Source organism: Flagellimonas myxillae (genome assembly GCF_023502235.1).
Taxonomy (GTDB): Bacteria; Bacteroidota; Bacteroidia; order Flavobacteriales; family Flavobacteriaceae; genus Flagellimonas; species Flagellimonas myxillae.
The window spans coordinates 46850-59785 of the sequence record NZ_JAMFLY010000005.1; the positions used below are offsets into that span (position 1 = coordinate 46850).

The window sequence follows — 12936 nt, forward strand, 5'->3', positions numbered from 1 at the left end:
ATGCCAATTACACGGACTCTACTTGAAAACCAAGCTTTTCCAGGTCGTTCCAATAATCGGGGTATGACTTGGAAACCACTTCTGCTTCGTTGACAAGCAACTGGGTCTTCATAGCCAAAGGCCCAAATGCCATGGCCATTCTGTGGTCGTGGTAGGTATCTATGGCAACACCGGACAAAATGCTTCCTGAAGGTTCAAGAGTTAGACTTTCATGGTCTATGGCCACGGTGGCCCCCACTTTCTCCAATTCCGTTTTCATGGCTCCCAATCTGTCGGTTTCCTTGATCGGCAAGGTATGCAATCCGGTAAGGTGGCATCCCATGCCCAGTCCAAAACAGGTCACCGAAATGGTTTGGGCAATATCGGGTGCATTGGCAAGGTCATAATTGACCGTTTCCAAAGCACATTCCTTAACCTTGAAAAGGGTAATTGTATTATCGGAAAAACTGGTTTCCACTCCAAAATCTTGATAAATTTCAGCCAACACACTATCGCCCTGCAAGGAGTTTTGTTTGTAGGCAGAAAGTTGGATTTTGGATCCGACATCGCACAATGCCGCTATACTGTAAAAGTAACTGGCAGAACTCCAATCAGACTCGACCACCAATGTAGTATCCCCCACTTTTTCCTTAGGAACCACCTGGATAAGATTCCCTTCAAAATGCGTTTCCACGCCTAATTGTTGGATTAAAGACAAGGTCATTTTAATGTAGGGAACCGAGGTAATCTTGCCCACTAGTTCCAATTCCAATCCATTGGCCAGACTGGGTGCAATCAATAACAGCGCCGAAATATACTGACTGCTAATATTGGCTGGTAGGGAAACCTTGCTTTTGGTCAAGGTCTTTCCCTTTATTTTGATGGGTGGGTACCCTTCATTTTTTACATAGTCGATTTCTGCCCCCAACTCGCGTAGTGCATCAACAAGTACCTTAATGGGTCTTTCCTGCATCCTGGAAGAGCCGGTCAAAACCACTTCTTTTCCGTTTTGGGAAGCAAAATAGGCCGTTAAAAAACGCATGGCCGTTCCCGCATGGTGGATGTCAACCTCGCCATGCGAAGTTGCCAATCCCTTTTGCATGACTTCCCCATCATCGGAATTGGAAAGGTTTTCGATGACCACATTGGGAAAAAGGGCCTGAAGGAGCAATGACCTATTGGTCTCGCTTTTGGAACCTGTAATTGCTATGGATTTATCTAAGGTACTACGTTGTGGAGCGGACAATTTGAGTCTCAAAATCTTGGTATTTGGTTGAAAGACCAAAACTAGAAAAAACACCTCTAAAGTCCCTGTGCTGGAGTAACTTTATTTGAGCTTTTTGTTATTCTGATGACGATCGTGGTCGCGCTTGGCCTTTATATCCAGTTTTTTATCAAAAGCCTGCTGTAGGTTCACTCCTGTTTGGTTGGCCAAACATAGGACCACAAAGAGCACATCGGCCAATTCTTCGCCCAAATCCTTGTCCTTGTCGGATTCCTTTTCACTTTGTTCCCCGTAGCGGCGGGCTATGATTCGGGCAACTTCTCCCACCTCCTCTGTCAATTGAGCCATATTGGTGAGTTCGTTAAAATAACGTACCCCGTGATTCTGGATCCATTCGTCTACAGCTTTTTGTGCATCCTTAATATTCATTATTCTTTATTTTTTGTATCAATCGTTATTGTTACAGGGCCATCATTGAGCAAATCCACCTTCATATCCGCACCAAAAACCCCTGTGCCCACATTCTTGCCCAAATGCTGTTCCAGCAGCGACACAAATTTTTCGTAAATGGGAATGGCAATTTCCGGTTTGGCTGCTTTTATATAGGAGGGCCTGTTTCCTTTTTTTGTAAGTGCATGGAGTGTAAATTGGCTCACTACGATCATATCTCCGTTCTCATCCAGCAAGGAACGGTTCATCACCCCTTCGGAATCGTTAAAAATGCGAAGGTTCACTATTTTTTTGGACAGCCATTCCATATCCTCCTGATCATCTGCATCTTCTATTCCCAATAGCACCAACAGCCCATGCCCAATCTTGGACACCACTTCGCCCTCCACCGTAACGCTGGCTCTGGAAACCCTTTGAATTACAGCCCTCATGAATTATTCTTTGTATATATCAACCCTATAGTTCTCATCTTCGCCCGTAATCATTTGTACATAGCTTCTGTATCTGCTCCATGAAACCTCATCATTTTCCAACCCATTTTTTATGGCGCACTTGGGCTCATCCAGATGTAGGCAATTATTAAACTTGCATTGTGATTTTAATCTAAAAAATTCAGGAAAATAATCCCCAATCTCATCTTCTTCCATATCCACAATACCAAACCCTTTTATACCAGGAGTATCTATGATTCTGGCGCCAAAAGAAAGATCGTACATTTCTGCAAAGGTGGTGGTGTGCTGTCCTTGTAAATGCTGTTCAGAAATTTCGGCTGTCTTTAATCGCAATCCAGGCTCAAGGGCATTCACCAAAGTAGATTTTCCCACTCCAGAATGACCGGCGAACATGCTGGTCTTGTCCAACATCAATTCCTTAACCTGGTCTACATTGGTTCCTTCCTTGGCAGCAATCTCAAGACAGTGGTATCCTATTTCCCTATAGAGTTGTACCAAATACTCCACTTCTACCATTTCATCCTCGTCATATCCGTCCATTTTGTTGAAGAGTAAGACCACTGGAATGTCGTAGGCCTCAGCTGTGACCAAAAATCTATCGATAAAGCTGGTAAATGTTGGAGGATTGTTCAGAGTGACCAAAAGAAATACCTGATCCAGATTAGCGGCGATAATATGGGTTTGTTTGGAGAGATTGACCGATTTTCGGATGATATAGTTTTTTCGCTCCTTGATCTCGATAATTGTGGCAACGGTCTCATCTCCAATTTCCTGTAAATTAAAAACCACCTCATCCCCAACGGCAACAGGGTTGGTACTTTTAATGCCCTTGATTCGGAACTTGCCCTTGATACGACACTCATAGAAAGTATCTTCCGATTTAACGGTGTACCAACTTCCCGTGGATTTATAAACAGTTCCTTGCACTAATTGCTCATTTTTTCCATACAAAGAAACAATAATCCTTTAATTGGCACGTATATTGTAAATTGTTAGTTGAAACTAAAAACAATCATAATCATTATGAAAAAAATCCTTTTTATCGCTTTTATAGCGTTAACCGCGACCTTAGAAATGAACGCACAGCAGTTCAAGGTAGTTACCAGTGTGGAATCCATTGTCCCCAACGGGCTTGGACGTTCCAGAATTGTAAACGCTCTTGAAGACAAAGACTACAGAGAGTACACAAGTGTACAGACCGAGGAGGACAACACCCGAAACAAATCCAAAAGGGGAGAAATCAGAGTTAAGAATTTTGAGGAAACCAAACTTTTGAATTTCTACAATTTGGGAGGAATCCGTTTTCAGAACATTGCAGCCAATGATGCTCTGATCACTTCCATGATCAACGATATGGTCGCCAACGGCTGGGAACTGGTTTTCGTGAACAGTGCTGTTGAGAGTGAAGGTGGCAAGGGAGACGGACAAGGTATTTTTATTACCCGATATATTTTCAAAAAATAGGAAAACTCCACCAATAAAAAAAGCCCCAGATCATTCTGGGGCTTTTTTTATTTTCGTTCCTAGCTAATCCAAAACGCGTATTCTACCACCAGCAAAGGTGTTTTTATAGACCTTTTTTGGTTTTCCATACACATGAACATCCCCACCTGCGCGTACATTGATATCTACCACTTCTGAGGCAAACACTTCAGCTTCGCCACCTGCGGAAATCTTTATGTCCGTTTTGGAAGTCCGTAAGTCCCTTCCATCGAAAATACCCCCGGTATTTAATACTATGGATTGGTTGCTGGCCAAACCTGAAGCTTCTACAATACCGCCTGTGACGGCACGGATGTCGACATGGTCCACATCCATCCCAATTCGGATTCTGGCCCCTTCCTGGGCCCTAAGTTCCAAGCTGTTCTTTTTTACCAGTTCGTTGCAGGTAATTTGGGCGCCCTCGTTTCCATCGATCACATCCAAATCGGTATAATAGACCTCGATTAAGGTATCTTCCCCAGTAAATTTCTTGTCTAACTGCATTCGAAGTTTTAAAACCCCATTTTTGTTCATCCATTTAATATCGTCCACATTCCTGCCTTTGATCACAATCCTGTTTTCGTCGGATTGGATCAGATTGACTTCGATGAGATCAAAAACCTTGATTTCATTAAAATCCCCAACCTCCGTATCTATGGTTCGTTGTGCAAAAAAGGTAGTGGAAACCAAGGCAAAGCCGAGTATGAGTAGTTTTTTCATGTCTATTGGTGTTAACTTCCTAAAAGATAACGGCTTTTGTGGATTGTTACAGTTCTACAAATAAAAAAATGCCATTTGAGCAGGGAATAATCCCCTTCAAATGGCATCTCAATCAAATAGTTTAAAAACTATGCGTTGATAATCTTCTCTTGATGGTTTATGGATTCTTGGTGAATTGCTTTGAACATTCTCAAAACAAATTCCTCGCTAAGTCCTTGAGACTCCCCTTCCAAGATCATTTTACCCAAAATGGCATTCCATCTGTTGGACTGAAGCACAGCAACGTTCTTTTGTCTTTTTAGCTCACCGATTCCATCGGAAACCTTCATTCGCTTGCCAAGAATATCGATCAGTTGGTTATCGATAACATCAATTTGCGCTCTAAGATTACTCAACTTGCTGTTGTATTCGGCCTCTGCATCGGTTTCCTTTCTAATGCGAAGATCCTTCATAATCTGAATCAAACTATCCGGAGTTACCTGCTGGGCAGCATCACTCCAGGCATTATCAGGATCATGGTGCGTCTCGATCATTAATCCATCAAAATTAAGATCCAAAGCGGTCTGGGAAACATCAAAGATCATATCACGCTTACCGGTTATGTGGCTAGGGTCGTTGATGATGGGCAAATCCGGAAACTTGGATTGCAATTCAATGGCCATTTGCCATTCAGGAATGTTTCTGTACTTGGTTTTTTCATAGGTTGAAAAGCCCCTGTGTATCACACCCAATTTTTTGATGTCGGCTGAATAAAGACGTTCTACGGCACCCAACCACAATGACAAATCCGGATTTACCGGGTTCTTGATCAAAACGATCTTGTCCGTTCCCTCCAAGGCATCGGCAATTTCTTGAACAATAAATGGGCTTACGGTAGATCGGGCACCAATCCACAAGAGGTCCACATCGTGCTCCAATGCAAGATCCACGTGTGCCCTGTTGGCCACCTCGGTCGCGGTTTTTAAACCGGTCTCTTCTTTGACCTTTTGCAGCCACTTTAGACCAATGGCCCCTACCCCTTCAAAGTTTCCGGGCCGGGTTCTTGGTTTCCAGATACCAGCACGGTAGTAGTTTACATCCGTATCCTTTAAATCGTGTGCAATTTTTAACACCTGATCTTCCGTTTCGGCGCTACAGGGTCCGGCAATTACCAGTGGATGTGGTAGATCCATGTCATCCAGCCATTTTCTCATTTCTTTATTGTTTTCCATAATCAATGCTAACTTTTTGTGAGGGGAATCCCCTTTAATATTTGTTTTATTCTGTTGGTATTATTCATTTCTTGGTATACATCATCAAACTCGTTGTCCAAAAGCAGTTGCTTAAACGTTTCCAAATTTTGGATATACTCTTGGAGCGACTCCACCACATTCTCCTTGTTCTGTTCAAAAATGGGAGTCCACATATCTGGCGAACTTTTGGCCAATCGCACTGTGCTCTCAAAACCACTACCTGCGAGGTCAAAAATATCACGCTCATTTTTTTCTTTTTCAATAACCGTTTTTCCCAACATAAACGAACTGATATGTGATAAATGGGAAACATAGGCTATGTGCTTGTCATGCGCCTGCGGGTTCATGTATCGAATGCGCATTTTCATCTGCTGAAAGAGCTCCAAAGCCCGCTCCTGAAGTTTAAAGGCCGTTTTTTCCACTTCACAGATAATATTGGTCTTTCCTTCGTACAAGCCATTGATTGCAGCCGAAGGCCCTGAAAATTCCGTTCCTGCAATGGGGTGGCACGCCAGAAAATTTCTCCGTTTGGGATGATCATTGACCACCTCGCAAATCAATCCCTTCGTAGAACCGGCATCCATCACCACGGTATCATCCCCAACAGCATCGAGAATTTTTGGTAATTCAACCATAAGTGCATTCACGGGAATACTTACAAAAACCACATCTGCAGAAGCCAGGACATCATAATCTCCTTTTTCGTCTATGATTCCCAATTCCAGAGCTTCATCCAAATGGGATTCGCTTTTATCGATTCCTATGATATGGGCATCCGGGTGGATTTTTTTTGCATCCTTGGCAAACGATCCCCCAATCAACCCTATTCCTATGACAACTAAGTTCATCTAACTAGATTTTAGAAAATAGTATTGAGATTTCAGATTTGAAATTTCACAAGCTTCAGAAATACAATCCAGTTCCAACATCCCTCTACTCAAATCTGTTAATGGCTTCCTGAATTTTTTCCTCTTTCACGCAAAGAGAAAATCGAATATATCCTTCCCCATTGCTCCCAAAAATGGTTCCTGGGGCAATAAAAATGTGTTTCTCTTGCAATACGGTATCTATGAATTCCTCTGAAGGCACCGAACCCTCCGGTAGCTTCGACCAAACAAACATGCCTACCGCATTCCGATCATAGGTACATCCCAATTTTTCAACGAGCTGAAACATCAACTCCCTTCTTTTGCTATACACCTCATCCAAACCATTAAACCATTCTTGTCCGCTTTGCAAGGCGGCAATGGCACCCTTTTGGATGCCGTAAAACATCCCAGAATCCATATTGCTCTTTACCTTGAGCACCGCATTTATATGTTCTTTGTTCCCCAACACCATGCCTACACGCCAGCCAGCCATATTAAAGGTCTTGCTCAAACTGTTTAGTTCCAGGGCACAATCCTTTGCTCCCGGAATGGACAGGATACTGGTTGGATTGTTGGATAAAACAAAGCTGTACGGGTTATCATTGATCAACAAAATTTCATGGGCTTTGGCAAAATCTACCAGAGCCTTGAGTTTTTCCAAACTAGCTGTTGCCCCAGTTGGCATGTGCGGATAACTCACCCACATCAACTTTACTTTCGACAGGTCTGATTTTGACAAGGCTTCCAAATCTGGGAACCACCCGTTTTCTTCCTTTAGGTCGTAGGTCTTGGGTACGGCACCTATTAATTTGCTCACCGAGGTATAGGTAGGATAACCCGGGTTGGGCAACAACACTTCGTCCCCTTCATTTAAAAAGGCAAGGCCAATGTGCATGATTCCTTCCTTGGACCCCATTAAAGGGAGTATTTCGGTGGCCGAATCCACGGTAACCCCAAACTTTTCGTTGTAAAAGTTGGCAATGGCATCACGAAGCTCAGGTAATCCCTGATAACTTTGATACTGATGTGCGCCGGTATCGGCTATTGCACTTTTCAGGGTGTTCAAAACTTCTGGGGACGGTGCCAGGTCAGGGCTTCCGATTCCCATATTGATAATGGGTTTCCCATCGTTGATCAATCCCCTAACTTCCCTAAGTTTTCTAGAGAAGTAATATTCCTGTACGGTATGTAGCCTATTGGCTGTAATCATGGCAACAACGCATTTTTATATTCCCCGAGCAACCTAAAATCCTCAGACATAATCTCTAGCAATGACTTGGCCTTGGCAAAATGATTGTATTCCTCAAAGGTGACGTCCACAAAAAAGGCATATTTCCAAGGTGTATCTATCACGGGGAGGGATTGGATTTTGGTCAGGTTAAGGTTGCAATCGCTCATTACATTTAAAACTGTTGCCAGACTTCCGCGTTTGTGATCAGTGATAAATCGCAACGAAGCCTTGTTGATCTCCTCTTTCGGCAGCACCTTGTTCCTTTTCTTGAGAATGATAAACCGAGTGGCATTGTTCTTAATGGTCTGAATTTCTGGAGCAATGATATCCAAATTATATAAATCTGCCGCGACTTTTGGAGCAATGGCAGCAATATTAGTCAATTGACCTTCTTTGATGCTTTTGGCCGTCTCTGCGGTGTCCACATCCTCTACCAATTTTATATGGGGATATTGCTTTAAAAATGTTTTACATTGGAGTAAGGCCATCGGATGGGAACGCACTTCTTCCACATCTTCAATCTTGGTTCCCTTCAGGGCCATTAGATTGTGATGAATGCTCAAGTAATACTCCCCAATGATGTGGATTTCGTTATGGTATACCAAATTATAGTTGGGGATAATGGAACCCGCAATCGAATTTTCTATGGCCATGATTCCCTTATCGGCGGTACCGGCACATAAATGTTCGATCATCTTATCGAAAGAAAGACATTCAACAAGTTCAATCTTCTCGCCAAAGTATTCTTTCGCCACTTGATGGTGGTTAGATCCCTTAATTCCTTGGATAGCTACTTTTAAATCCATTGTAAAAAAAAAGCCCCGATCTACACCGGGACTTTATCTGTTTTATACTTAAATGTATACCTAGAACAGTCCCGTTCCTCTCCTAAAAAAGAAGTAGAAATAAAACCCGTTCCAGAAATACGTTTTGGTCATTTTTTTAAAATCTCAGGCTAAGATAGCCATTCAGTTGAAATCCCGTTACTATAGCAGAATTTTTTTTGATTTATTGCTGAACCCTATCTTTTTTTGAATATTACTCGCTTAAATTCTCTTTTCTTTAAGAATTTTCAATATTGTGAATCTGGGCAAATCCCCTACAAGAAGTTATCTAAAGCTGTATTTTTGGGTTCAAATCCAAATTCATGTCCATCACTGTAAATAATATCACCAAGGTCTTTGGAAAGCAAACAGCTTTAAACAAGGTTTCCTTTTCCATTGATAAAGGGGAAATTGTGGGCTTTTTGGGACCCAATGGGGCCGGCAAGTCCACCATGATGCGGATTTTGACCACCTATTATAAGGCTGATTCCGGGGATGCCGAGGTCAACGGGTTTGATGTGCTGGAAGCTGAAAGTGACGTGAAAAAGTGTATTGGGTATCTACCGGAGCACAATCCCTTGTATCTGGAAATGTATGTAAAGGAATATTTGGCCTTTAATGCAGATGTTTATAAGGTATCCAAAAATAGGATTGAAGGGGTCCTGGAACAAACGGGACTAACTCCCGAATCGCATAAGAAAATAGGACAGCTTTCCAAGGGTTACCGACAACGCGTTGGATTGGCCGCCGCACTTTTGCACGACCCGGACGTATTGATCCTGGATGAACCAACAACAGGTCTTGACCCCAATCAGCTAATTGAAATTCGAAAATTGATCAGGGAGATTGGCAAAGAAAAGACCATTTTATTATCCACCCACATCATGAAAGAGGTTGAAGCCGTATGTGATCGGGTCATCATTATCAATAAAGGGGAATTGGTGGCCGATAAAAAACTCGAAGAACTCCGTGAAAACAACGAACAGATCATTGAAGTAGAGTTTGATTACAGGGTGGAAGACGTGCTGCTTCAAAAGTTACCGCATATTACCAAGGTCAAGAATATTGGCGGTTTTGTGTATGAGCTTACCTTTTCCACAGACAAGGACATGCGGCCTTCCGTTTTTGACTTTGCCCATGACAACGCACTCAAAACACTCCAATTGAGTAGAAAAAATAAGAACTTGGAAAGTCTATTCACGGAATTGACGGATAAGTAGTTTCCCTATTCCAAGAGCGGATAGCCCAATTTATCCATGTCCCTTTCAAACACAGTTAGTTCCTGGGCATAAAAATCATTGTCCTTGTTTTCAGAAAGCATTTCCAAGCATCTCCTATAGGCATAGCAATCAGATAGGATGTCATCAATTTTGATGTTTTGCATTTTTCTGGACAACCCTGCGTAGTATTGCAGCCTTTGTTGATATACCCCTTGAAGTTTTTTGTACAAGGCACGGGCCTTTTGTGTTTCGCCAACTTTGTAATAACTATCTAAAAAAGGTTCCACAAACATGTAGTATCCATAATGTTCAAATGGTATTTGCTTCATTGCCAGGTCTATGATTTCGCCTGCTTGGACCACCTTGCCCTCTTCAATCAACTGTTCCGTTAAGCGGGCCAAACAAAGCCGGAAGGTGACACCAAACTGCTTCCGGGTTTGGGGGTCATGGTATATCGAATCGCTACCCGAGTTGCCCCAGTCCCATTTTTTTATGATATCCAATGAGACGTCAGAATCTATCCTCCCCATGTCCATTCCTCCCTCGTACGCTGTTTTGATTGGCACCAATTTATAGGCCAGACCATCCAACTGTAAATAATCTTTCATCCAGAGATAATCGGCATCATCAAAACTTCCACCGGAAAAATAAATGGGACGGCTCCAATCGTTGTTGGCTAAAAGGTCCAACATCAATATTCTGTTTTTGTACAACACATTGGGCAGGTCGATATCTATATAATCCACGATGAGATGTTCGTCGCTTGTACTCACAAGCCCACTTTCCAGTACTTTTTCCTTATTCACCGGAACCCTAATTTTATTGGTTGGATAAAAGACAAGATTTAATTCGCTTTGGGAAAACCTACTGATATCCAAGCCCTGTTGTTCAATAAGTTTTTTTCTTTTTGTTTGGGGATGGTCACTGGCTATCCATTTTACAAAATCGTTGATATCCCATCGCTTATCCGTTAGGGGTTGGTGGTACACATAATCCCTTGTCCCATAACTATAAAGTTCATGGGGGAGTTGGGAGGGAATGGGGTCACTTGCATAAGATTTCCGCTTCATTTGGTCGATGTACCAGTCTGTTGCAAAATAACCTGCGACAATTACCCTGACATCGGTCCGGTATTCCTCAATTTCCTGTAGGTACCACAATGGAAAATTATCATTGTCCCCTACCGTAAACAATATAGCCCCGGAATCTTGTTGGGTAGAATCCAAATAGGCCTTGGCCGATGCCCTTGCGGTAAATCTATTGGACCTATCGTGATCGTCCCAATTTTGGAAAGCCATCAATCCTGGAATGGCCAATAGAACCAAAATGAAATAGGGCCATGGTTTTTTAGGGAACCGAACCCGCTTTTGCAAAAATGCATATAGACCATAGGTCCCCATACCAATCCAAATGGCAAAGGCATAGAAGGAACCAACAAGGGAATAATCGCGCTCCCTCGGTTGAAAAATGGGCGGATTGGTGTAGAACTGGATGGCCAGACCTGTGAACATAAAAAAGACAAAAAGCACCCAAAACTGCTTGGAATCCCTTGAAAATTGAAAAACCATTCCAATCAAGCCCAAAAGTAAGGGCAAAAAGAAGTAAGTGTTCCTTCCTTTATTGGCCTTCAAATCCAAAGGAAGGTCCTTTTGATTTCCCAAACGCATCGCATCCAAAAAGCCAATTCCGCTGATCCATTCGCCATTTCCGTCGTATCTGCCCTGAACATCGTTTTGCCGGCCAACAAAATTCCACATGAAATAACGGAAGTACATATAATTGAACTGGTATGCTACCAAATACCTTATGTTGTCCCAAATCCCCGGTGGTTCAACCTCAATATATTCTCCAAAATCGTTTAGAAACTTAACATATTGGGACATTTCTATCTCCCCGGCCTTAAGACCTTGTTTGATTTGTTGTGCCACCTCCCTTAATTCGTCATTGGACAGATATTTAGCTTTAATCTGAAAATCCAATGGCGCAAAATACTGCATGTAGTTTTCGGCATGTTCGCTGCTCCACATTCTGGGCAGTAGCCCTATGTGTTCTTTGTTGGATTTGGGAATGGCCTTCTTATAGAGGTTTACAATTTTATACTTGCCCAAGTCCTCATTCTTTTCGTACTTGGGATTATCATCCCTGTACACTTCAACCTCGGCAAACCTATCGGAATAATAAGCTCCATAAAACGGGCTTTCGGTACTTGGATATTGCTCCCGATTGTAGTAGGCCAAGAGCATCCGCGCATCGGAAGGGTTATTTTCATTGATTCCCACATTGACATTGGCCCTAATGGGCAAAAGGAACCAAGAGGTAAAACCAAGGAACAAAAAGAGCACACAAAGTACCGTCGTGTTCAAATGAATAAGGCCTTTTCTTCTGGTGTACTGAATCAACATATAGAAGACCAAAACCAAAACCAGTCCCACAATAATGGACCCCGAATTAAAGGGCAGCCCCAATTGGTTTACAAAAAAAACTTCACCCCATCCAAACAATTTTAGGACATAGGTTAATGAAAACTTGAAAACCAACATCAGCAACAAAACGGCCACTGCATTGAATACTAGAAATCTTCCCACGGTAATTTTCGGGTAGCGCTTAAAGAAAAACAACAAGGCGATAGAAGGTATGGCCAAGAATCCCATAAACTGAATTCCAAAAGTCAATCCCACGACAAACGCGATGAGCAATAGCCATTTATGCCCCCTGGGGTCTTCCATCCGTTCCGTCCACTTAAGACCCAACCATATCAACAAGGCCATAACGAGACTGGCCATGGCATATACTTCCGTTTCCACGGCGTTGAACCAAAAACTGTCCGAATAGGTATAGGTCAATGCACCAACCAAGCCAGCGCATAGTATAAGTTGTCTTTTTCGCTGGGTCAATGGCCCCGCAAGTTTGCCGAGCAATTGGGTAATGGTCCAAAACAAAAAAAGGATGGTAAACGCGCTGGCCAAGCAGGAAACATAATTCACCATGAGCGCTACTTGGGTGTTGTCCTTTGCGAAAAACCCGAAAAATGCTCCTACCATTTGGAAAAGTGGGGCACCAGGTGGGTGTGGCACCTCCAACTTTGCCGAAGTGGCAATATATTCCCCGGTATCCCAAAAGCTAACCGTAGGTTCAACGGTAAGGGAGTATGTGACAAGGGCATTTAGAAATACGATCCAACCCAGGGCGGTATCCCAATTTTGGAAACGGTCGTTAAATGGGAAAAAGAACTGTTTTATCCTGTCTCGCATC

12 protein-coding genes are annotated in these 12936 nt (G+C 42.7%); 2 read left to right on the forward strand and 10 right to left on the reverse strand.

Annotated elements, in window-relative coordinates; translation table 11 throughout:
* Positions 1-7: 7 nt before the first annotated feature.
* The 4 genes from M3P07_RS16500 to rsgA form a co-directional block, all read right to left on the reverse strand.
* Positions 8-1237 (reverse strand): 3-phosphoshikimate 1-carboxyvinyltransferase, encoded by a 1230-nt coding sequence (locus tag M3P07_RS16500; RefSeq protein WP_249971030.1) that lies wholly within the window; start codon positions 1235-1237, stop codon positions 8-10.
* A gap of 69 nt (positions 1238-1306) precedes the next feature.
* The gene (locus tag M3P07_RS16505; RefSeq protein ID WP_249971031.1) at positions 1307-1633 is read right to left on the reverse strand and encodes a nucleotide pyrophosphohydrolase; all 327 of its coding nucleotides are present in this window, start codon (positions 1631-1633) and stop codon (positions 1307-1309) included.
* Positions 1633-2085 (reverse strand): D-aminoacyl-tRNA deacylase, encoded by a 453-nt coding sequence (dtd, locus tag M3P07_RS16510; RefSeq protein WP_249971032.1) that lies wholly within the window; start codon positions 2083-2085, stop codon positions 1633-1635. The genes M3P07_RS16505 and dtd overlap by 1 nt, the downstream gene beginning before the upstream one ends.
* 3 nt (positions 2086-2088) lie before the next feature.
* Entirely contained in the window at positions 2089-3033 is a 945-nt protein-coding gene (gene rsgA / locus M3P07_RS16515; RefSeq protein WP_249971033.1) for a ribosome small subunit-dependent GTPase A, read from the reverse strand.
* A 96-nt stretch (positions 3034-3129) separates the two neighbouring features.
* Here rsgA and M3P07_RS16520 point away from each other — a divergent pair, with 96 nt between their 5' ends.
* Entirely contained in the window at positions 3130-3570 is a 441-nt protein-coding gene (locus M3P07_RS16520) for a hypothetical protein (protein WP_249971034.1), read from the forward strand.
* A 63-nt stretch (positions 3571-3633) separates the two neighbouring features.
* Here the strand turns inward: M3P07_RS16520 and M3P07_RS16525 are convergent, their stop codons facing one another.
* The 5 genes from M3P07_RS16525 to M3P07_RS16545 all read right to left on the reverse strand — a co-directional run bounded on the left by M3P07_RS16525 (position 3634) and on the right by M3P07_RS16545 (position 8446).
* Positions 3634-4308 (reverse strand): head GIN domain-containing protein, encoded by a 675-nt coding sequence (locus M3P07_RS16525; protein WP_249971035.1) that lies wholly within the window; start codon positions 4306-4308, stop codon positions 3634-3636.
* A 128-nt stretch (positions 4309-4436) separates the two neighbouring features.
* The gene (locus M3P07_RS16530) at positions 4437-5519 is read right to left on the reverse strand and encodes a bifunctional 3-deoxy-7-phosphoheptulonate synthase/chorismate mutase type II (RefSeq protein ID WP_249971036.1); all 1083 of its coding nucleotides are present in this window, start codon (positions 5517-5519) and stop codon (positions 4437-4439) included.
* A gap of 8 nt (positions 5520-5527) precedes the next feature.
* Positions 5528-6388 carry a prephenate dehydrogenase gene (locus M3P07_RS16535; RefSeq protein ID WP_249971037.1) on the reverse strand — a complete coding sequence of 287 codons (861 nt, stop codon included), beginning with the start codon at positions 6386-6388 and terminating at the stop codon, positions 5528-5530.
* A gap of 85 nt (positions 6389-6473) precedes the next feature.
* Positions 6474-7619 carry a pyridoxal phosphate-dependent aminotransferase gene (locus tag M3P07_RS16540; RefSeq protein ID WP_249971038.1) on the reverse strand — a complete coding sequence of 382 codons (1146 nt, stop codon included), beginning with the start codon at positions 7617-7619 and terminating at the stop codon, positions 6474-6476.
* On the reverse strand, positions 7616-8446 hold the full coding sequence (locus tag M3P07_RS16545) for a prephenate dehydratase (RefSeq protein ID WP_249971039.1): 831 nt from the start codon (positions 8444-8446) through the stop codon (positions 7616-7618). The genes M3P07_RS16540 and M3P07_RS16545 overlap by 4 nt, the downstream gene beginning before the upstream one ends.
* Before the next feature lie 341 nt (positions 8447-8787).
* Between M3P07_RS16545 and gldA the strand changes: the two genes are divergently transcribed.
* Entirely contained in the window at positions 8788-9684 is an 897-nt protein-coding gene (gene gldA / locus M3P07_RS16550) for a gliding motility-associated ABC transporter ATP-binding subunit GldA (RefSeq protein WP_249971040.1), read from the forward strand.
* 5 nt (positions 9685-9689) lie between these two features.
* Here the strand turns inward: gldA and M3P07_RS16555 are convergent, their stop codons facing one another.
* Positions 9690-12935 (reverse strand): glycosyltransferase family 117 protein, encoded by a 3246-nt coding sequence (locus M3P07_RS16555; protein WP_249971041.1) that lies wholly within the window; start codon positions 12933-12935, stop codon positions 9690-9692.
* Between the last annotated feature and the right edge of the window lies 1 nt (position 12936).